This is a genomic window from Duganella sp. CY15W (assembly GCF_009857555.1).
Taxonomy (GTDB): Bacteria; Pseudomonadota; Gammaproteobacteria; order Burkholderiales; family Burkholderiaceae_D; genus Rugamonas; species Rugamonas sacchari.
Genome location: NZ_WWCQ01000001.1, coordinates 442,791 through 463,669, shown reverse-complemented (window position 1 = coordinate 463,669; position 20,879 = coordinate 442,791). Strand labels below are relative to the sequence as shown.

Sequence of the window (20,879 nt, the reverse complement as noted above, 5' to 3'; positions counted from 1 at the left end):
CGAAACGCAAAAAGCCCAACCGGTGAAGGTTGGGCTTTTCTGTATTCTGGCTCCCCGACCTGGACTCGAACCAGGGACCTGCGGATTAACAGTCCGTCGCTCTACCGACTGAGCTATCAGGGAATTGAGGCCAGAATTATAGCGACTCATTCTGAATTTGCCTAATTTTTTGTGTTCCGCCGACACCGCACACCATTTGCACAAGATTGAAAGAGGAACAATCTGGCTATAATTTGACAACCAAACCAAACCGATGGGGGCGCGAATGTGGTTAACCGCCATGGTCTTTACTGCTGCTGCCGTGACCAGCCCCGCCGTGGAAACGGCGCCCGCCGGTTCCGCCCCGGCCACGGTCAAGATCGGTCTGCAAAACGTCATTGCGCCGTTCGTGCTGTCGGACCACGCATCTGGCCTGCTGGTTGACGTTTTGCGCGCCGCATTCGCATCCCAGCACATTCCGGTGGAGTTTCGCTATTTACCCAATGCCCGCTTCGATGACCAGTTCCGACAAGGCTTGCTTGACGTGACAACCTCCTCATCTCCGCAGCAGGCTCAGGATGGCTACCTTGGCCATTGGCCGGTCTCGCATTTTCAAAACGTGGCCATCACCTTGCGCAGCAAGATCCCTGTCATCTCCAGCCTGGAGGACCTGAAACAATATCGCGTCACCTCGTTTCGCAATGCGCGCACAGTGCTGGGGCCTGCCTACGCCACGGCAATGGAGCACCATCCATCCTATCGCGAGACGGTGACCATGCCTTCGGGCACCCTGTTCCTGGACCGCACGGACGTCATCATTTCGCAGCCCGACATTTTCCTGTATTACCTCCGGCAGCAACTGCCGCAACACCGGAATGCCGATGCGGAGCTGGCCTATCACGACATCCTGGGGCCGGGCCGGTTCTACTGGATGCGCTTCCGCACAGCAGCGCAGCGCGATGCGTTTGAACGCGGCGTCGGCCAACTTTATGCCAACGGCGAGATCGACCGCATCCTGGCCCGCTACCAGCGTGACTACGGCGTCACGCGCGACTTTTTCATTGCCCTCGATTGCCGCTTCCGGCCCCAATTGGCCCCACAGAAGTGCAAAAAGCTCAACCTGGAGTGAAGCGCGGCCCGAAATGCAAAAAGCCCAACCGGAGAAGGCTGGGCTTTTCTGTATTCTGGCTCCCCGACCTGGACTCGAACCAGGGACCTGCGGATTAACAGTCCGTCGCTCTACCGACTGAGCTATCAGGGAATTGAGGCCAGAATTATAGCTGTCATTTGTCGAATTAGGCAACTTCTTTCGGCGCGATGCGCGGCAGGCGCAGCGTGAAACGGGCGCCATGGCCCAGCTCACTGTCCACCCGCACACTGCCGCCCAGCGCCGATGTGACCTGGTTGTAGACCACGCTCAGCCCAAGCCCGCTGCCGCCCTGCCCCAGCCGCGTGGTAAAGAATGGATCGAACACGCGCGCCAGATTGGCGGGAGAGATGCCGACGCCATCGTCGATCACGCCGATCTCCACCCAGTCATCGGCATCGCTGCGCGCTGTAATACGAATCCGTCCCGCCATCCCGCTGGGGTAAGCGTGCAGCAGCGCATTATTGACCAGGTTAATCAGCACTTGCTCCAGCGCTCCCGGATAGCTGTCCATGACGATGTCATCCGGCACCTCACACACCACCTCATGGCCGCTCTTGCGTATGGTCGGCCCCAGCGCCACCAGAATCTCGCCGCAGGTTTTTTCCAGCCCGAACTCGCGCCGGCGCATGCTGGACTGGTCGACCGCCACCTGCTTGAAACTGGTGACCAGCTCCCCTGCCCGCCCCAGACTGTGCAGCAGGATATCCGCGCCCTGATTGACCCCGCCAATGAAATCCTGCATACGCTTGCGCGTCACGCCCGCCTCCAGTTCCCGCGTGATATCCACGGCATTGCTCTTGAGCGTACTGGCCAGCATCAGTCCGTTGCCGATCGGCGTATTGAGTTCATGCGCAATGCCAGCCACCAGCTTGCCCAGTGCCGACATCTTTTCCGCGCGCAGCAAATCGACCTGCATCGTGTTGATTTTCTCCAGCGCCGTCTTGAGCTCCTCGTTGCTGCGCGCCAGCGCCTGGTTGGCGTCACGCAGTTGCGCATTGCCTGCGATGAGTTCCTGCTGCTGCGCCATGACCTTGAAATCCGCCTCGATTGCCCGCTTGATCTCCCACAGCAACGCCACATAGCGCTCCTGATACAGGCGCTTTTTGCTATCGAGCACGCAGATGGTGCCAAACACCTCCTGATCCGGCCACAGCAAGGGCACACCCAGGTAGGAAATCATGTTCAACGCGACATCGGGATTGTCTTGCCAGTGCTCGTCTTCCAGCGCGTGGGGCACCTGAAGCACGTCACGCGTGGCCATCACGGTTTCACAGTACAAGCCGGTGTTCAGGTTGGCTTTCTCGTGCGCTTCGTAGGGATTGCCCGGCGTATGGCTGGACACCAGCACCTCGATCTGCTCCGGCCAGACGCGCATGATCAGACCAGCCGGCACATCAAAAATGCCCGCCATGACATTGGTGGTCTGCTGCCACTTTCCCAGGAAATCATCAGAAACGACGTGATGCTGCATCATAAGCCGGCTCCTTGGTCAGTCGGCCCTCGGAAAACGTGCCGACAGTCAATGGTAGGCCGATTTGCGGAATATTTGTAAAAATAATCTGCGACGCATCAAGCCAGCCCAAAATGCAAAAACCGCATATTGCCGTAAGCAAATATGCGGTTTCTAGTATTCTGGCTCCCCGACCTGGACTCGAACCAGGGACCTGCGGATTAACAGTCCGTCGCTCTACCGACTGAGCTATCAGGGATTAGAGGCAACATTTTATACTGTTTAGTTCACATCAGCAAGATGCGCTACTGCAGGTATTTCATGTTGCCATTTCTTCGCCTCATGCTTTGCAGCGCAATGCGAAGAAACAAGAGTTTAGAGCACTTTGGCGATGGCGTCAATAACGACATCAATATTGCGCGAATTCAATGCGGCGACGCAAATCCGGCCCGTGTCCACAGCGTAGATCGACTGCGCGCGCAACTGCTCCACTTGCGCCTTGCTCAGGCCCGAGTACGAGAACATGCCGATCTGGTCACGCACGAAGGCAAAATCGTGGCCCTTGGCAGCCAGCTTGGTTACGAACGCTTCGCGCATTTCCTTGATACGCACGCGCATGCCGGCCAGTTCGTCTTCCCACAGTTGACGCAGTTCCGGCGTGGTCAGCACGGTGGCCACCACCTTGCCGCCATGAACTGGCGGGTTGGAGTAGTTGGTACGCACCACGCGCTTCAGTTGCGACATCAGGCGCGCAGCTTCTTCGCCGCTCGACGCCACCACGCTCAGCGCGCCCACGCGCTCGCCGTACAGCGAGAACGACTTCGAGAACGAGTTCGATACCAGCAGCGGGCCGCCCGCTTCCGCAAAGCGGCGCACCACGGCGCCATCTTCCGCGATGCCCGCGCCGAAGCCCTGGTAGGCCATGTCCAGGAACGGCACCAGGCCGCCGGCGGTAATCGCTGCAATGACTTCGGTCCACTGGTCCGAGGTCAGGTCAGCGCCGGTCGGGTTATGGCAGCACGCGTGCAGCAGCACGATGGCGCCGCGCGGCATGGCTTTGAGATCAGCCAGCATGCCGGCGAAGTTCACGCCATGGGTGGCCGCATCGAAGTAGGCGTAGTTGTTGACTTTGAAGCCGGCGCTTTCAAACAGCGCGCGGTGGTTTTCCCAGCTTGGGTCGCTGATGTAGACCTCGGCATCCGGTGCGAAACGCTTGAGGAAGTCGGCGCCAATTTTCAGTGCGCCGGTGCCGCCGATGGCTTGCACCGTGACGGCACGCTTCTCTTGAATTACCGCGCTGTCGGCACCAAATACCAGCTCTTGCACCGCCTTGTCGTAGGCAGCCAGACCTTCGATCGGCAGGTAGGTGCGCGGGGCTGGTGCTGCGATCAGGATTTCTTCCGCTTTCTGCACGCACGATAGCAGCGGCACTTTACCGTTGTCGTCATAATAAACACCGACGCCCAGATTGATTTTGTTTGGATTCTGGTCGGCGTTAAAGGCTTCGGTAATACCCAGGATAGGGTCGCGTGGTGCCATGTCGATGGCGCTGAACAAGCTAGGATTCGTCATGATAAGATTGGATTCGATTGGAAGCGGTTCGCAGCAGAGATGTATAGACAGCGCCCTTTAAAATAACGACTTCAGGCCGCTGGCAGGCCATTATTCTAACAAAGGTCTGACAAGATGGCTGATTTACCTGTAGCTGATACCACCAAGGCAACCGTGGTGACGTTCCCCGATTCGCCCTTCAAATTGCACCAGCCCTTCCCGCCTTCCGGCGACCAGCCAGCGGCGATTGACCAGCTGTGCGAAGGCGTCAACGACGGCCTGTTTTTCCAGACGCTGCTGGGCGTCACAGGCTCCGGCAAGACCTATACGATGGCCAACACCATCGCCCGCCTGGGCCGCCCGGCCATCGTGTTCGCGCCCAACAAAACCCTGGCAGCACAGCTGTACTCGGAGTTCCGCGAATTCTTCCCGGAGAACGCGGTCGAGTACTTCGTGTCCTACTACGATTACTACCAGCCGGAAGCCTACGTACCGCAGCGCGACCTGTTCATTGAAAAGGATTCGTCCATCAATGAGCACATTGAGCAGATGCGCCTGTCGTGCACCAAGTCGCTGATGGAGCGCCGTGATGTGGTCATCGTCGCTACCGTGTCGGCGATCTACGGTATCGGTAATCCCAACGAATACCACCAGATGATCCTGACCTTGCGCCAGAAGGACCGCGTCTCGCAGCGCGACATCATCGCGCGCCTGATCCAGATGCAGTACACGCGCAACGAAGTGGACTTCGGCCGCGGCACCTTCCGCGTGCGTGGCGATACGCTGGACATCTTCCCGGCCGAGAATGCGGACCTCGCCGTGCGCCTGGAACTGTGGGACGACGAGCTGGAATCGATCCAGCTGTTCGATCCACTGACTGGCCGCGTCAAACAGAAGATCCCGCGCTTCACCGTCTACCCTGGCTCACACTACGTCACGCCACGCTCCACCGTGCTGCGCGCGGTGGAAACCATCAAGGCCGAACTGCGCGAGCGCCTGGAGTTCTTCCGCAAGGAGAACAAGCTGATTGAAGAGCAGCGCCTGGAACAGCGCACGCGTTTCGACCTGGAGATGATGGCGGAAATCGGCTTCACCAAAGGCATCGAGAACTACTCGCGCCATCTGAGCGGCGCCAAGGCGGGCGAACCGCCGCCAACGCTGGTGGACTACCTGCCGAAAGACGCGTTGATGTTCCTCGACGAATCGCACGTGCTGATCGGCCAGCTCAGCGCCATGTACAACGGCGACCGTTCACGCAAGACCAATCTGGTGGACTACGGCTTCCGCCTGCCGTCCGCGCTGGACAATCGCCCGCTGAAATTCGAAGAGTTCGAGCAGAAAATGCGGCAGACGATTTTCGTCTCGGCGACGCCGGCCGACTACGAAAAAACCCGTGCCGACCAGGTGGTGGAACAGGTGGTGCGCCCGACCGGCCTGGTGGACCCGCAAGTCATCGTGCGCCCTGCGCTGTCGCAGGTGGACGACCTGATGTCCGAGATCACCGACCGCGTCGCCAAGAACGAGCGCGTGCTGGTGACCACGCTGACCAAGCGCATGTCGGAGCAGCTGACCGAGTACCTGGCCGACCACGGCATCAAGGTGCGTTACCTGCACAGTGATATCGAAACCGTGGAGCGCGTGGAGCTGCTGCGCGATCTGCGTATCGGCACGTTCGACGTGCTGGTCGGGATTAACCTGCTGCGCGAAGGCCTGGACTTGCCGGAAGTGTCGCTGGTGGCGATTCTGGACGCCGACAAGGAAGGCTTCCTGCGTTCCGAACGTTCGCTGATCCAGACCATCGGCCGTGCCGCGCGTAACCTGAACGGCGTGGCCCTGCTGTACGCCGACCGCATGACCGACTCGATGGAACGCGCCATCGGCGAGACGGAGCGCCGCCGCGCCAAGCAGATCGCCTACAACGAAGCGCACGGCATCACACCGCGCGGCGTGAAGAAGATCATCAAGGACATGATCGATGGCGTTTACAGCGAGAAGGAAGCCAAGGTAGAGCTGGAGGTGGCGCAGGAAACCGCCAAGTACGAGGCCATGAGCGAGAAGCAGATCAGCAAGGAGATCAAGCGTCTCGAAAAGGCCATGCTCGATCACGCGAAGAACCTGGAGTTCGAGAAGGCCGCGCAGGTGCGCGACCAGCTCCATCACCTCAAGCAGCAGCTGTTCGGCGCGCCAGGCGCCGACACACTGTCTTAAATCTGCGCTTACGGCGCCTTGACGAAGCTGCTCAAGGCGTCGATCAGCTGCGGCGCCACGGGCATGTCAGGGCTGCCGTACGATTTCTGCTGCAAGGCCTCGTCCTTGCCGACCATTTTCAGCAGATGGTTCATGCCTTCGACGGTCACCAGCCTGGCCTTGGGCGCGGCTGCGGACAGCTCCTTCGCCTCCGTTTCCGGCACCTGAATGTCGGACGTGCCTTGCAGGATCAGCACCGGCATCTTCAACGCTGCGATGGCCTTGCGCGGATCGTGCTGCAGCGATGAGATCAGGTACGGCTGCACATCCGGGCGATACAGCACCATCAACGGCGGCGGTACCTTGTCCACCGTTTTACCCTCCTTGAGCGCGGCCAGTATGCGGTCGCTTTCCTCCATCAGCGGCGGCGGCAGCTTGTCCTTCAGTTGTTCGCGCAGGACTTCATCCAGCGCATGCGCCGGACCGGCGATCAGTACGCAAGCATCGGCGCCGCCCTGCGCACAGGCTTCCGATGCAATCTGTGCGCCTTCGCTATGCCCCGCCATCACCACACGCGAGAAGCGCGGGTCGGCGTGCAGCTTGCGCAGCCATGCGGCGGCATCGCCAACATAGTCATCCAGGCGCAGGTTCTCTTCCTTCCAGACCGGCAGCGCACTGGCGCCGATACCGCGCTTGTCATAGCGTATGGATGCGATGCCTTGCCTCGCCAGGCCTTCCGCCACCATGCGCAGCGCATCGTTCGGGCCAGGCAGCAGCGTGTTGTTGCCGTCACGGTCGGTCGGGCCGGAGCCGGCATGCAGCAGCACCACCGGCACCTTGCCACTGACGCCATCCGGTGTGAGCTCGGTGCCGTAGACTGTGCCGCCGCCCACATCCAGCGACACCGGGCGCTGCGCGGCGAACGCCGGCACCGAAGCGGACAACATCATCAAAGACAGCAGTAACTTACGACGCATACTTTTCTCCATTCATTGAGGAAGACGTTTGTACATCACGAACGAGTAACCGATCACCGCCGGCGTCCAGGCCAGCATCAACACCAGCAGCAGCCATTGCGGCGCACCGAGCGCCATTGCGCACAGTCCCAGCAGACCACTGCCCACCATCAGCTTGCCCGCCAGGCGATGCGTGGCGTACCACACGCGCTCATTGGCCAGCGTCCACGGCGTGCGGATACCGACAAAGAAATTGCTGCGCACCTTGCCCATCGGGTTCCCCATCAGGACCAGCACCACAAACAATATCCCCTGCAGCAGATGCACCACGCCGAACTGCATGCCCAGCGCATTGCACAGCACAAGCAGCTCGATCGCGCCAAACAGCGCGACCGGCAGCATCATGAGGTAACTGTAGGTGTCGCCGGAGGCCTCCAGCGCGTACTGCTTAGGCGACAGGAAGGGCAAAACCACGCCCAGAGCCAGCATGCCCGCCATTGTCCCGGGACCGAGCAGCCACAGTTGCCAGCGCGGCCCGTAGCCATCCACCTGGCCGGCAAAGTTCCAGTGCATGGGCATCTTCTCGGGCAGCGCGGAATAGTAGTACCCGGTGATGGCCGCCATGGCCAGGATCATCAGGATGCACAGCAATAAGGCACGCGGCTTCATTTCTTTTCTCCTTGATTTTCAGCGCTGGTCAGATCCATCATCCAGGCCAGCACGTCCTGCAGCACGGTGGTGTTGAGGCCATACCAGATGGTCTGGCCTTCGCGCCGACGCGTAATCAGATCCGCGTCGGCCAGCACCGCAAAGTGGTGCGACATGGTGGGCTTGCTCATGTCGAAGTGTTGCGCCAGGTCGCCAGCCGTCATCTCGCCCTGACGCAGCAGGCGCAGGATCTCGCGGCGGGCGGGATCGGCAATGGCTTTGAAGGCGCTGTTGGAGGCGTTCATTAGGCGAATATCTAATTAGACGACCATCTAAATATAGATGTAAAAAAAGCAGGCGTCAAGCGCCTGCCTTCGGATTACAGGGTTTTAACGAACTCGCGGATGCCGCCCAGCAGCATCTCGACCGACATCGCCGTCAGGATCAGGCCCATCAGGCGCTCGAAGGCCGTCATGACCTGCGGGCCGAGCACCTTCTGCAAGCGCTCGGCACTCAGGAACACCAGCAGCCAGATCACGCCGACCGAGGCCAGCGCCGCCACGTGCACCAGCACCTCGCCCGTGCTCTCACGCGAGAACAGCAGCACCGTCGCCAACGCGGATGGCCCGGCCAGCGCCGGTATCGCCAGTGGCACGATGAACGGCTCGGCGCCGTCCGTGCGGCCCAGCACGCCGTCAGGATGCGGGAAGATCATGCGAATCGAAATCAGCAGCAGGATCACCGCGCCGCCGATGCGCAGCGCCACTTCGGACAGGTGCAGCGCCGTCAGGAAGTGGCGGCCGAAGAACATGAAGATCAGCAGCAGCACAAACGCGATCGCGCATTCGCGGATCACGATGCGCGACCGGCGCGAGATGGGCACGGGATTGAGCACGCTGGCAAACAGCGGCACGTTGCCGAAGGGGTCAGTCACCAGCAGCAGCAGGATGAAGGTCTGAAAGAAGTCCTGGGTCATGTAGTCTCTTAGGCAAAATAAAAACGGGAGCCGAAGCTCCCGTTTAAGTGTACCACCAGATTCAGCTTAAGCCGATTTACGGCGGCGCGCTACCACACCTACCAGGCCCAGGCCTGCCAGCAGCATGGCGTAGGTTTCTGGCTCAGGTACGGCAGTAATATAGGTGTAGGTTACTTTGGCATAGGTATCGATCTGTGTAGGGATCGCATTGACCTGATTACCATTCTCCAGCGAGCCCCAGGAGTTGCTCGAACCCGATACCAGCGCCTGCAGGCTGCCAGGGCCGGAAAAAGCTGCCAGCGTGGCGCTGTCGCTGTAGATCACGGTTTCATGGCCGTTCGCGCTGAAGCTCACCGAGCCGCCCGAGGTACCGCCGAAATCGGTCGTGCCGTCATACACGCCCAGCGTTGCCGATTTATGGTCCGAGCTGTTGGTGGTCAGTGCCGCCGTTGGCGAAATGGCCAGGGTAACGGTCGAGCTCACCCACTGAGTGAACGACAAAGGCGAGCTGGTGCTGGTGTTTTCAACGTTGATGCTACCGGTAAAATTGGTGAACAGCTCTACTTTGACCGATTGCAGTTGACCCAGACTGGCGTTGAACTTGCTCAGGTCCAGCGTGGTCGCGCCATCGTCGAAGCTTTCCAGATCGGTCACGGTCAGGGTCTGTACCGGAGCGGTGGTGTGGGTGGTGAAAGGCGTAGCGTAAGCATTCAGCGCAACAGCCATCGAAGCACCAGCCAGCAGCATTTGAGTAGATTTTTTCATTTTATATTCGCAGTAAGTACCGAGTCGATGGTTTAAGCTTGCGCCGAACGCGATTTGCGTTTGGCCGCGAAGGCAACTACGCCCATACCCAGCAGCAGCATGCCGTAGGTTGTTGGCTCAGGTACGGCTGCAACGGTGTAGTTGTAGCTGATGTGTGCAGTGGCGCTGCCGGAAGTGACCTTGCTGATGGTGATGTTGGTCGCGTTGCTTTCCAGCGATTTCGCGCTCAGCGTCATCGGCGCCAGCAGCGTATCGTGCGAATTACCTTCAAACAGCGAGAAGTAAGCCGCGTCGATGCTGATCACACCCGACGACAGGGCTGCGGTACCGGACACGGTTTTGGTTTCATTCTTGGCCAGCAGGCTGTTGAAGTGAACGGTCGACACGGTTGGGGTAGCCACTACGCCGCTTGCGCCAGGCAGGGTCAGCGACAGTTTGGTGGTGATGTTGACATCCGGCGTTTTTCCGCCCTTGGTATTGGTCAGGGTCAGGTCAGTGGTGGCCGAACCATCGATCCAGAAGGTGATGCTGTCCAGGTGTCCCAGCGAGGTATCAAACTTGTTCAGCGTCAGCTGAGAAGTGAAGTCCGCAGGCGAGATTGGGGTGGTCGCCGTAAAGGTTTGCACCGCTGCAGAGGCGGTGCCGGCTGCAATGCTGGCAACAACAAACAGCAGCGACGATGCGAGAGTGTTAAGTTTCATAGGAATTCCCAAAAATTTTTTGAATTATGTGCTGCAACGCATGCCGTGTTGCCCGCCGAGTGTTTTTCTTGACTTAAAGCCATCTTAACACAAAATGTCCAAGAGTCATTTCTTTTTTACATTTTTAAAGTCAAATTAGTAATAATTATTTCCCAATAAAAACTATTCGTTGTACAGGACAGACAAAGATAAAAAAAAGCGGCCCGCAGGCCGCTTTCATCGGAGGAAACGCTAGGAAACCCTTACGCGTTGGCCTCACCTTTCTTGATCCAGGCCGCCAGCTGATGCGGGCGCAGCGCGTCGTAGTCCTCAAATGGCTGATGAATCCATGGGTTGTGCGGCAGTTCTTCCATCTGGTAGTCCGGACGGAATGCCGAGCTGCCCTTGGTCCAGATCACTGCGGTCTTCACTTCGGTCACGCCGGTGAAGTTCTGCTTCAGGTGGTCCACCACCTTCATCAGGGTCACGCCGGAATCGGCCAGGTCGTCCAGCAGCAGGATTTTGCCCGACAGCGGACCTTTGGTCATGGTCATGTATTTGGCGATATCCAGGTCACCTTGCACGGTGCCCTTGTCTGCGCGGTACGAGCTGGTCGACAGGATCGCCAGCGGCACGTCGAAGATGCGCGAGAAAACGTCGCCAGGACGCACGCCGCCGCGCGCCAGGCACAGCACCATGTCAAATTTCCAGCCCGACTCATGCACCTTCAGCGCCAGGCGCTCGATCAGGCGGTGGTATTCGTCCCAGGAGACCCAGAGGTGTTTTTCGTTCGATTGTGGGGTGTTCATTGTTACTTGTTCCTAAATTACGCGAACGGATGACGCAGCACGATCGTTTCTTCACGATCCGGGCCGGTCGATACCATGTCGATCGGCACGCCGACCAGTTCTTCGATACGCTTGATGTAGTTGCGGGCAGCCACTGGCAGAGCGTCCATGGACTTGGCGCCCACGGTGCTGTCTTTCCAGCCTGGCATTTCTTCGTACACTGGCACGCAGCGGGCAGCTTCTTCAGCGCCCGATGGGAAGATGTCCACGGCTTCACCGTCGATGGTGTAGCCGGTGCACAGCTTCAGCGATTCCAGGCCGTCCAGCACGTCCAGCTTGGTCAGGCACATGCCGGTGACGCCATTGATCTGGACCGAGCGGCGCAGCAGCGCAGCGTCGAACCAGCCGCAGCGGCGGGCACGGCCCGTCACGGTACCGAACTCGTGGCCAACTTGCGCCAGGTGATGGCCGACGCCTGCATCGGTTGGCAGTTCCGAAGGGAACGGGCCGGAACCCACGCGGGTGGTGTAAGCCTTGGTAATGCCCATCACATAGTGCAGCATGCTTGGACCCACGCCAGCACCGGCGGCGGCATTGCCGGCCACGCAGTTCGACGAGGTGACGAATGGATAGGTGCCGTGGTCCACGTCCAGCAGCGAGCCTTGCGCGCCTTCGAACAGCAGGTTGGCGCCGGCCTTGTGCGCCTTGTACAGCGCGCTCGATACGTCGGTCACCATCGGGCGCAGGCGTGGCACGTAGGCCAGCGCGTCGTCCAGGGTTTTCTGGTAATCGATCTTCGGTGCTTTCAGATAGTGTTCCAGCACGAAGTTATGGTAGTCCAGGTTTTCTTTGAGCTTTTCTGCGAAGCGGGTTTCGTTCAGCAGATCGGCGACGCGGATAGCGCGGCGCGCCACTTTGTCTTCGTACGCTGGGCCGATACCTTTACCGGTGGTGCCGATCTTGGCTTCGCCACGGGCGGCTTCACGGGCCAGGTCGAGTGCCGAGTGGTATGGCAGGATGACCGGCGCTGCGTCCGACACTTTCAGGCGCGAGGCGACTTCTACGCCTACCGCTTCCAGCTTGTCGATTTCGCGCAGCACGTCCGGCACCGACACCACCACACCGTTACCGATGTAGCAGGCCACGCCTGGACGCATGATGCCCGAAGGAATCAGCTGCAGTGCAGTTTTCACGCCGCCGATGACCAGCGTGTGGCCGGCGTTGTGGCCGCCCTGGAAGCGCACCACGCCTTGGGCGTGGTCGGTCAGCCAGTCGACAATTTTGCCTTTACCTTCATCGCCCCATTGGGTACCGATGACGACGACGTTTTTTGCGTTTTTGTTTGACATCACATTAACCTAAGTTTTTAAGAATCCAGTTACTACCATGCTCGTCGAGGACCAGCGCGCGATCGCACTCGAACTCGTCCAGTTCGTGGCTGTGACCCGGCATACTCTGGATCACCACTTCGCCGGACTTGCGCAGCTCGGCGATTTTTTCCTTCAATTCCGGCGCATTGCCCCATGGCGCGCGGATCGAATGCTTACGTTCCGCGGTTGGCAGCAGGCGCGCCAGTTCGCGCAGGTCGAGCGAGAAACCGGTGGCGGGACGTGCCCGGCCGAAGGCCTCGCCTACGTGATCGTAACGGCCGCCGCGCACCACTGCGTTCGGCAGGCCGGGTACATACAGCGCGAACATCGCGCCGCTTTCGTATTGGTAGCCGCGCAGGTCGGCCAGGTCGATGGCCACTTGCGCACGGCCGATCGCCGATGCCGCCAGCGCCGCCAGTTCGGCCAGCGCCCTGGCGATGCCCGGCAGGTCCGGCAGCACTTCGCGGGCTTTTTTCAGCACGTCGATGTCGCCGTACAGATTCGGCAGCGCCAGCAAGGCGTCGCGCACCAGTGGCGCATAGTCCGCGGTCAGGGCCTGCAGATCCGGCACGTCTTTGGCGCGCAGCGCTGCATACAGTTTAGCCTCATCTTTTTTCGCTGCAGGACAGTTTTCCAGCAGCGCGCGCAGCACGCCGACGTGGGTCAGGTCCAGACGCACATCGGTGAAACCGGCCAGGGCCAGCGACGCCAATGCCAGTTCCTGGATTTCCGCGTCGGCTTCCAGGCCGGCATGGCCATACATCTCGGCGCCGATCTGCAGCGGCTCGCGGGTGGCGTGCAGGCCCGATGGACGGGTATGCAGCACGCTGCCGGCGTAGCACAGGCGCGTCACCGAGGCGCGGTTCAGCAAGTGGGCGTCGATGCGCGCCACCTGCGTCGTCATGTCCGGACGCAGGCCCAGCATGCGGCCCGACAGCTGGTCCACCAGCTTGAAGGTGCGCAGGTCGGTGTCTTCACCGGCGCCGGTCAGCAGCGACTCCAGGTATTCCAGCAGCGGCGGCATCACCAGCTCGTAGCCGTACAGACGGAAGTTATCCAGCATCAGACGACGCAACTCTTCAATCTTGCGTGCTTCCGACGGCAATACGTCGGCGATATTCTCGGGCAGCAGCCAATTTGGCATGGGTCTATTAATTAAGAAATGAACAATGCGGCGCGCAGGCCTTGGCCACATAAGCGAATGGCCGAACCTGATATTTTACGCGAAAATGCGCTTAACGAGGGGAAAAAGATGCGATCCAGCGAGCCACAGGCCCGCTGGATCGTGTGCGGCGTTACTTCTTGGCCGGGGCCGGGGCGGCAGCACCGCCGGCACCGGAGCCTTTGAAGTATTTGAAGAAGTCGGAGCTGGCGTCCAGCACCATCACGTCGCCGTGATTTTTGAAGGTGGCGCGATAGGCTTCCAGGCTGCGGTAGAACTTGTAGAACTCAGGATTGCGGCCAAAGGCTTCCGCGTAGATGGCCGATGCTTTCGCATCGCCCTCACCACGGATCTGCTCCGCATCGCGATAAGCTTCCGCCAGAATCACCGAGCGCTGGCGCTCGGCATCGGCGCGGATCTTCTCGGACTCCGCCGAACCGGTCGAACGCAGCTCATTGGCAACGCGGGTACGTTCGGCCTTCATGCGCTCGTACACTGAGTTATTGATCTGCTCGACATATTCCACACGCTTCAGGCGCACGTCGATGATCTCGACGCCGATCTGCGCTGCTTCCTGCACCACCTTGGCGCGGATGCCCTCCATCACCTTGCCGCGCTGGCCGGAGATCACTTCGGCGACGGTGCGCTTGGTGATTTCTTCGTTCAGTGCTGCCTTGATGATTTGCGACATACGGTCACGCGCGCGGCTTTCATCGCCGCCAAAGGTGACGTAGTACAGCTTCGGCTGATTCTCGCCGCGGCCGATACGCCACTTGACGAAGCTGTCCACCAGAATGTTCATCTTCTCAGCGGTGATGAAACGCTCGGCGTCCGGCGACTCGATGGTCATGATGCGGTTATCCAGCAACAGCACATTCTGGAATGGCGGTGGCAGTTTGAAGTGCAGGCCCGGCTCGCGGATCACTTCCTTGATCTGGCCCAGCGCGAACACGATCGCATATTTGCGCTGGTCGACCACGAACACGGTCGACGACAGCAGCATCAAAGCGATGAAGGCCAGGACAACGGTACTAGCTATGCGATTCATTAACGGCTCTCCCGGTCACGTAAGCTGGCGTCGCGCGAACGCTGGTCACGCGTGCGATTCACTTCCACCGACGGCATCAGCTCCGATGGCAGCGTCGTGGTGGCTGCTGGCGTATTGGCATTCTGCGCCGCGATGCGTGCAGCGCTTGCCTGCGCATCGCCTGCCGCCGCCTGGGCGATCAGCTTGTCCAACGGCAGATACAGCAGGTTGCTGCCGCTCTTCGCATCCACCATCACTTTAGAGGAACTGGAGAAGATCTGCTGCATGGTGTCCAGGTACATGCGGTCGCGCGTCACGGCCGGTGCTTTCTGGTACTCGACCAGCACCTGCTTGAAGCGCGAAGCATTACCGGTGGCGTTTTCCACCACCATCGAACGGTAGCCTTCCGCTTCCTGCATCAGGCGCGATGCGGTACCGCGCGCCTTTGGAATCACGTCGTTGGCATACGCCTGGCCTTCATTCTTCTGGCGTTCGCGGTCCTGCCCTGCTTTCACGGCATCGTCAAAGGCGATCTGCACTTGCTCTGGCGGCTGCACGGCCTGCAGGGTCACGCTGGAGATCATCACACCCGAAGCGTAGCGGTCCAGGATCTGCTGCATCAGCTGCTGGGTTTCAAATGCCACCTTGTCGCGGCCTTCATACAGCACGAAGTCCATCTTGTTCTTGCCGACGATTTCACGGATCGAGGTTTCAGCCACCTGGCGTACGGTGTCTTCCTCGTCGCGGTTATTCATCAGCCAGGCAACCGGATCTTTCAGTTTGAACTGCACGGCAAACTGGATGTCGATGATGTTCTCATCATCGGTCAGCATCAGCGATTCGCGCGTCTGCTTGTTCTTGATATTGCCACGGTAGCCAATTTCCACCATGCGCATCTGCGACACTTTGACCGTCTCGTCGCTCTGGAACGGATACGGCCAGCGCCAGTTGAAGCCGGAGCCGGTCGTGTGGCTGACTTTACCGAAGGTGTAGACCACGCCGGTCTGGCCTTCCTGCACGATGAACGAACCGCTGGCGAGCCAGATCAGCGCCACCACTGCGCCGATCGCGCCAGCCGTGGCGCGCACGCCGCCAGCCATGTCGGGACGATTGCCGCCGCCGTCACCACCGCCGTTGTTATCGCCATTGTTATTGCCAGGACGCTTTTGGCCGAACAGGTTGTTCAGCTTTTGATTGAAGTCGCGCCACAGCTGTTCCATATCGGGCGGACCTTCGCCGGGCTTCTTGCCTTCATTGGCCTGCGGCTTGTTGTCCTTCCCCCAGCGAGGGTCGTTCAGCGACAGCTTCAGGCCAAGTCGTTTCATAAGTGAGGAGACACGCATTAGTGTGATCCAACGTGAGTGTGGGTGGGACTGCTCTCTGGTTCTTCTGCTTCTTCGGCTTCTAATTCTTCCGGCGGGTCCTGGTCGAACACATACGGCTGCTGCAGGCGCGCGCCTGGCGCAGCCTTGGCCCATTCAGTGATGGCGCCGCGCAGCAGATCCAGTCCTTGTCCGGTGCGCGCACTGAGGAAGACCCTGGAAATCTTATCATATTCATCTCGCTCGACCGAAGGTTCCAGGCCTGCCGCGTCGATCTTGTTCCACACCAGAATCTGCGGAATGTGATCGGCGCCGATTTCGCGCAGCACCAGGTTGACCTGCTCGATCTGCTCCATCCGCACCGGCGACGCGGCGTCGACAACGTGCAGCAGCAAATCAGCGTGGATAGTCTCTTCCAGCGTGGCGCGGAAGGCGGCCACCAGCTGGTGCGGCAGCTCGCGCACGAAACCAACGGTGTCGGACAGCACCACGTGCCCTACTTCCTCGTTCATGTAGACACGGCGCGAAGTCGTGTCCAGCGTGGCGAACAGCTGGTCGGCAGCGTACACGCCGGCCTTGGTCACCGCGTTGAACAGGGTCGATTTGCCGGCATTGGTGTAACCCACCAGCGAGATCGAGAACGTCTGGGTGCGGTTGCGTGAACGGCGCTGGGTCTCATGCTGCTTGCGCAGCTTGGCCAGGCGCGCGCGCAAGGCTTTGACACGCTCGCCGATGAGCCGGCGGTCAGTCTCCAGCTGCGTTTCACCGGGGCCGCGCAGACCGATACCGCCCTTCTGGCGCTCAAGGTGAGTCCAGCCGCGGATAAGCCGTGTGGCCAGATGCTGCAACTGCGCCAGCTCGACCTGCAGCTTGCCCTCGTGGCTCTTGGCACGCTGGGCGAAGATATCAAGGATTAAGCTGGTCCGGTCCAGCACCCGGATGTTGAGGCGCTTTTCCAGATTGCGTTGCTGCGCCGGCGACAGCGCGTGATTGAAGATGACGATTTCGACGCGGTCAGCCAGCACGGCCTGGCCGATTTCATCGGCCTTGCCGCTGCCGACAAAATAAGCTGCATCCGGCGAGGAGCGCTTTGCCGTGATCGTCGCCACCGGATCTGCACCGGCTGAACGGGCCAGCAGCTGCAATTCCTCGATGCTGGCGGCAAAGTCGCCCTGGCCGAAATCGATACCGACTAGAGCTGCACGCATACGACGGTCAGGCTAGATAAAAAGAAGCGATGCTGCAAATGCTTATTCCGCTTCGTTTTCAATATTGAGATTGACGGCACGGGCCGGCACCACGGTGGAGATGGCGTGCTTGTAGACCATCTGGGTCACAGTGTTACGCAGCAGGACGACGTATTGGTCGAACGATTCGATATGGCCTTGCAGCTTGATGCCGTTGACCAGATAGATCGAGACAGGAACGTGCTCTTTACGCAGTGCATTCAGGAATGGGTCTTGTAACAGTTGCCCTTTGTTGCTCATAACAGCTCCATTTTATGTTGTTGTGTTGGAAGTGGAGGCGAAACGCTTGGTTTCAAGGTCGTGGCTCAGCGAAAAGTCATCAAAAAGTCAAACTATTTTCGCTGAAACACCGCTCGCCACGTCAAAAGTGGTGCTTCTAAGCCACTGTACCCTGTTTTTGCATTTTTTGCAGGGTGTTCCTGCAAAAAAACGCCTTATTTGTCCTGATTTTTCGCGAATGGGTTTTTACCGGTGCGCAGCTCGATGCGCAGCGGTGTGCCGACCAGGTTAAACGTCTCGCGGAAGTGCTTTTCCAGATAGCGTTTGTATGGCTCGGCAATCGCATCCAGTGCATTACCGTGAATCACGATCACCGGCGGATTCATGCCGCCCTGGTGCGCGTAACGCATCTTCGGACGGATCGAACCTTTACGCTTCGGCTCCTGCTTCTCCACCGCCTCGATCAGCGCGCGCGTCAGCTTCGGCGTCGACAGGTCGGCAAACGCCGCAGCGTAAGCCTGGTCCAGCGACTTCATCAGCGGACCGATGCCCTGCGCCTTCAGCGCCGAGATGAAGTGCATCTTGGCGAAGCCGAGGAAGTCCAGCTTGCGGTCGATATCAATTTTGATCTCGTCGCGCTGCCACGATTCCAGACCGTCCCACTTGTTGACGGCGATGACCAGCGCGCGGCCCGTCTCCAGCACGAAGCCGGCGATGTGCGCGTCCTGCTCGGAGATGTCCTGCTGCGCATCCAGCATCAGCACTACCACGTTGGCTTCCGAGATCGATTGCAGCGTCTTCACCACCGAGAACTTCTCGATTGCTTCAAACACCTTGCCGCGGCGGCGGATACCGGCCGTGTCGATCAGCGTGTACTGCTTGCCATCGCGCTCGAACGGAATCTCGATCGAGTCGCGGGTGGTGCCCGGCATGTCGAACGCGATCACGCGCTCTTCGCCGACCAGGGTGTTGATCAGCGTCGACTTGCCGACGTTGGGACGGCCCACCAGTGCGATCTTGACGCCACGGTCGGTCTTCTCCAGCTCTTGCGGATCTTCCGGACGCTGCTCGAAAGCGGTGTCCAGCGCCAGCTCCACCAGATCGTGCACGCCATCGCCGTGCGCCGACGAAATGACAGCCGGTTCGCCCATGCCCAGTTCATAGAAGTCCGCCACCACCGAGGTGTAGCGCATGCCTTCAGACTTGTTCACGACCAGCAGCACCGGACGTCCGCTCTTGCGCAGGAAGTCGGTGATGGTCTTGTCGTGCGGCGTCAGGCCCTGGCGGCCGTCGACCAGGAAGACGACGACGTCGGCTTCGGCCACGGCCTGCTTGGTCTGCTTGGCCATCTGATGGAGGATGCCTTCCTTGGCCACCGGCTCAAAGCCGCCGGTGTCAATAACGAGGAAGGGACGTTCGCCGACACGGCCCTCGCCATAGTGACGATCTCGCGTCAACCCAGGCAAGTCCGCCACCAGCGCATCGCGCGAGCGGGTCAGACGATTGAACAAGGTCGATTTCCCTACATTGGGTCGACCCACTAGTGCGATTACCGGCTTCATTTTATTACTCGACCGCGAGAGCGGTCACTGTCCCTGATTGGGTTTGGAAAATCAAATTCGTGCCGGCGATGACAGGATCAGCGTTGATTGCGCTGCCGTCGGTCGCCACACGACCTATAAATGCGCCATCTTCCCGCGACAGGAAGTGGATATAACCCTGGTAGTCGCCCACTGCCACCGCGCGGCCATACGACACGGGGGTCGACAGGTTGCGATACGACAGTTTGTCGTTCTTCCAGGCGTTGGCGCCGTTTTCACGGCTATAGGCGCCAACGTCGCCTTTGTCGTCAGAGACGAATACAAAACGCTGGTCCACCGCCACGCCCTTGTCGGACGACGTCGGTTTGCTCCAGTGCGGTGCGCCGGTGGCGGCGTCGAAGCAGGCGACACGGCCCTGATACGACACGGCACAGACGTCTTTTTCAAAAATCACTGGTGCGCCAGCGATGTCGGTCACGCGTTCCAGTTCCGTCGCGCCGCGTGGCTCACCGACCACCACTTCAAAGCGCTGGATGCCGGTGGCCAGCGTCAGCGCCAGCAGCTTGCCGCCTGGCTGGGCGATGTAGACGTTAGGGCCGTTGATGACCATGCCCGGTGCGTTACGCAGCGTCAGCGCCGGCGTGGTGCGCGGCATGCTCCACTTCTTCGCGCCGGTCTTGGCGTCGTAGCCGTTAATCATGTTGTCGACACTGCGCACCACCACCAGGCCGCCGCCCACCACCGGCGACGACAGCACTTCGCTGCTGGCCTGTGCTTTCCACAGCTGCTTGCCGCTGGCGTCGTACGCCAGGATCTGGCCTTTGACGCCGCCGACCACGATTACCTCACCATCACTGCCCACGCCTGCGGTCAGGTCGGTGCCGGTCTTGACGCGCCACTGCTCCTTGCCGCTGGCCGCGTTCAGGCGCACCAGCGCGCCGTCGGCATCCGCCACGTACACGCTATCGCCAGCCAATGCCGGCGAGAACACTGCGGTGCCGGCCTTGCCGGTCGAATACTTCCACACCACCTTCGGCGACAGCGATGGATTTTTCAGCTCCACCAGTGGCGCCGGCTGGTTCTTGGTATCTTTGGACGAGAACAAGGAACAACCGGCCAACATCGCAAACACGCTTGCTGCAACTACTGTTTTGGTCATACGCATAAATTTATTCAACCTTGATCGTGACTTGGCGTGGGAACGGACGCGCTTACGCAGCGCCGCCGACAGCTTCCAGTTTCATCTGGATCAGCTGGCGGCCAGGGTTCTTCTTGTCGGCAGCATCCAGGGCTGCCTTGTAGGCAGCGCGGGCTTCAACCAGCTTGTTTTGCGCAGCCAGGATGTCGCCCTTGCGGTCGGCCACGGCGCTTGCGAATTGTGCCGGCAGGTCGCCTTCCAGCGTTTTCAGCGCGTCAGGGTAGGCTTTTTCATCCAGCAGCACGCCAGCCAGGCGAATCTTGGCAATCGCCTTGAACTCAGCGGCGCCATTATCGGCCGCCCATTGCAGCTGAGCCTTGGCCGATTTCAGGTCGTTGGCATCGAACGCGCTTTTCGCTGCTACCAGTGCGGCCATCGGCGCGTAGGCGGTGCCGCCAAATTTGCTTTCCATGTCGCTGGCGGCGCGCAGCGCCTTGGCGTTGTCCTTGGCTTCCACAGCAGCTTGCAGTTCGCCGTACAGCACCGAAGCCTGGTTGGCGTGGTCGCGGTCGCGGAACTTCCAGTAGGTATAGCCAGAGTACGAGGCCAGAGCGGCGATCAGCACCCAGGTCGCTGCATTGCCGTACTTGTCCCACCATGCTTTGAGGGACGCGAGTTGTTCTTGTTCTTCAAGATCGTATGCCATGGTATTCGTCTGCCGTT

Annotated in this window: 20 protein-coding genes and 3 tRNA genes; 2 read left to right on the top strand and 21 right to left on the bottom strand. The window is 60.0% G+C overall.

Annotated elements, in window-relative coordinates:
- Window positions 1-47: 47 nt before the first annotated feature.
- Window positions 48-123, bottom strand: a tRNA-Asn gene (locus tag GTP58_RS02135).
- A gap of 142 nt (window positions 124-265) precedes the next feature.
- On the opposite strand from GTP58_RS02135, the gene GTP58_RS02130 reads away from it, so the two are divergent.
- Window positions 266-1,108, top strand: coding sequence for an ABC transporter substrate-binding protein (locus GTP58_RS02130; RefSeq protein WP_161076087.1), 843 nt, complete (start codon window positions 266-268; stop codon window positions 1,106-1,108).
- Between the two features lie 56 nt (window positions 1,109-1,164).
- On the opposite strand, the gene GTP58_RS02125 is transcribed toward GTP58_RS02130, so the two are convergent.
- The 4 genes from GTP58_RS02125 to GTP58_RS02110 all read right to left on the bottom strand — a co-directional run bounded on the left by GTP58_RS02125 (window position 1,165) and on the right by GTP58_RS02110 (window position 4,151).
- A tRNA-Asn gene (locus GTP58_RS02125) sits at window positions 1,165-1,240 on the bottom strand.
- A 34-nt stretch (window positions 1,241-1,274) separates the two neighbouring features.
- The gene (locus GTP58_RS02120; RefSeq protein WP_161076086.1) at window positions 1,275-2,603 is read right to left on the bottom strand and encodes an ATP-binding protein; all 1,329 of its coding nucleotides are present in this window, start codon (window positions 2,601-2,603) and stop codon (window positions 1,275-1,277) included.
- Between the two features lie 159 nt (window positions 2,604-2,762).
- Window positions 2,763-2,838: transfer RNA gene (locus GTP58_RS02115), tRNA-Asn, on the bottom strand.
- A 116-nt stretch (window positions 2,839-2,954) separates the two neighbouring features.
- A complete protein-coding gene (locus GTP58_RS02110) occupies window positions 2,955-4,151 on the bottom strand; it encodes an amino acid aminotransferase (protein ID WP_202413456.1) in 1,197 nt (398 codons plus the stop codon).
- 114 nt (window positions 4,152-4,265) lie between these two features.
- Here GTP58_RS02110 and uvrB point away from each other — a divergent pair, with 114 nt between their 5' ends.
- Complete coding sequence (gene uvrB / locus GTP58_RS02105; RefSeq protein ID WP_161076085.1) at window positions 4,266-6,338, top strand: excinuclease ABC subunit UvrB; 2,073 nt, start codon at window positions 4,266-4,268, stop codon at window positions 6,336-6,338.
- Window positions 6,339-6,346: 8 nt separating this feature from the next.
- Here uvrB and GTP58_RS02100 read toward each other — a convergent pair whose 3' ends face one another.
- The 16 genes from GTP58_RS02100 to GTP58_RS02025 all read right to left on the bottom strand — a co-directional run bounded on the left by GTP58_RS02100 (window position 6,347) and on the right by GTP58_RS02025 (window position 20,862).
- Window positions 6,347-7,294 carry an alpha/beta hydrolase gene (locus tag GTP58_RS02100; RefSeq protein ID WP_161076084.1) on the bottom strand — a complete coding sequence of 316 codons (948 nt, stop codon included), beginning with the start codon at window positions 7,292-7,294 and terminating at the stop codon, window positions 6,347-6,349.
- Window positions 7,295-7,306: 12 nt separating this feature from the next.
- Window positions 7,307-7,942 (bottom strand): SdpI family protein, encoded by a 636-nt coding sequence (locus tag GTP58_RS02095; RefSeq protein ID WP_161076083.1) that lies wholly within the window; start codon window positions 7,940-7,942, stop codon window positions 7,307-7,309.
- Window positions 7,939-8,226 carry an autorepressor SdpR family transcription factor gene (locus tag GTP58_RS02090; protein WP_072780795.1) on the bottom strand — a complete coding sequence of 96 codons (288 nt, stop codon included), beginning with the start codon at window positions 8,224-8,226 and terminating at the stop codon, window positions 7,939-7,941. Before GTP58_RS02090 ends, GTP58_RS02095 begins: the two co-directional genes overlap by 4 nt.
- Window positions 8,227-8,300: 74 nt before the next feature.
- Window positions 8,301-8,897 (bottom strand): MarC family protein, encoded by a 597-nt coding sequence (locus tag GTP58_RS02085; RefSeq protein WP_161076082.1) that lies wholly within the window; start codon window positions 8,895-8,897, stop codon window positions 8,301-8,303.
- A gap of 66 nt (window positions 8,898-8,963) precedes the next feature.
- Window positions 8,964-9,662, bottom strand: coding sequence for a choice-of-anchor E domain-containing protein (locus tag GTP58_RS31205; RefSeq protein WP_229215397.1), 699 nt, complete (start codon window positions 9,660-9,662; stop codon window positions 8,964-8,966).
- 32 nt (window positions 9,663-9,694) lie between these two features.
- Window positions 9,695-10,363: a PEP-CTERM sorting domain-containing protein gene (locus tag GTP58_RS02075; protein ID WP_161077233.1), complete on the bottom strand. Its 669-nt coding sequence runs from the start codon at window positions 10,361-10,363 to the stop codon at window positions 9,695-9,697.
- Window positions 10,364-10,605: 242 nt separating this feature from the next.
- Entirely contained in the window at window positions 10,606-11,151 is a 546-nt protein-coding gene (locus GTP58_RS02070) for a phosphoribosyltransferase (RefSeq protein WP_161076081.1), read from the bottom strand.
- Window positions 11,152-11,168: 17 nt separating this feature from the next.
- On the bottom strand, window positions 11,169-12,479 hold the full coding sequence (locus tag GTP58_RS02065) for an adenylosuccinate synthase (RefSeq protein WP_072780801.1): 1,311 nt from the start codon (window positions 12,477-12,479) through the stop codon (window positions 11,169-11,171).
- A gap of 4 nt (window positions 12,480-12,483) precedes the next feature.
- Window positions 12,484-13,644, bottom strand: coding sequence for an ATP phosphoribosyltransferase regulatory subunit (locus GTP58_RS02060; RefSeq protein ID WP_072780803.1), 1,161 nt, complete (start codon window positions 13,642-13,644; stop codon window positions 12,484-12,486).
- Window positions 13,645-13,795: 151 nt separating this feature from the next.
- Complete coding sequence (gene hflC / locus GTP58_RS02055; RefSeq protein WP_161076080.1) at window positions 13,796-14,710, bottom strand: protease modulator HflC; 915 nt, start codon at window positions 14,708-14,710, stop codon at window positions 13,796-13,798.
- A complete protein-coding gene (gene hflK / locus GTP58_RS02050; protein WP_229215396.1) occupies window positions 14,710-16,014 on the bottom strand; it encodes an FtsH protease activity modulator HflK in 1,305 nt (434 codons plus the stop codon). The genes hflC and hflK overlap by 1 nt, the downstream gene beginning before the upstream one ends.
- Before the next feature lie 17 nt (window positions 16,015-16,031).
- Window positions 16,032-17,219 carry a GTPase HflX gene (gene hflX / locus GTP58_RS02045; RefSeq protein ID WP_161076079.1) on the bottom strand — a complete coding sequence of 396 codons (1,188 nt, stop codon included), beginning with the start codon at window positions 17,217-17,219 and terminating at the stop codon, window positions 16,032-16,034.
- 42 nt (window positions 17,220-17,261) lie between these two features.
- Window positions 17,262-17,498 (bottom strand): RNA chaperone Hfq, encoded by a 237-nt coding sequence (gene hfq / locus GTP58_RS02040; protein ID WP_072780809.1) that lies wholly within the window; start codon window positions 17,496-17,498, stop codon window positions 17,262-17,264.
- A gap of 194 nt (window positions 17,499-17,692) precedes the next feature.
- On the bottom strand, window positions 17,693-19,039 hold the full coding sequence (der, locus tag GTP58_RS02035; protein WP_072780810.1) for a ribosome biogenesis GTPase Der: 1,347 nt from the start codon (window positions 19,037-19,039) through the stop codon (window positions 17,693-17,695).
- A gap of 4 nt (window positions 19,040-19,043) precedes the next feature.
- The gene (bamB, locus tag GTP58_RS02030) at window positions 19,044-20,183 is read right to left on the bottom strand and encodes an outer membrane protein assembly factor BamB (protein WP_161076078.1); all 1,140 of its coding nucleotides are present in this window, start codon (window positions 20,181-20,183) and stop codon (window positions 19,044-19,046) included.
- A 46-nt stretch (window positions 20,184-20,229) separates the two neighbouring features.
- A complete protein-coding gene (locus GTP58_RS02025; RefSeq protein WP_161076077.1) occupies window positions 20,230-20,862 on the bottom strand; it encodes a tetratricopeptide repeat protein in 633 nt (210 codons plus the stop codon).
- Between the last annotated feature and the right edge of the window lie 17 nt (window positions 20,863-20,879).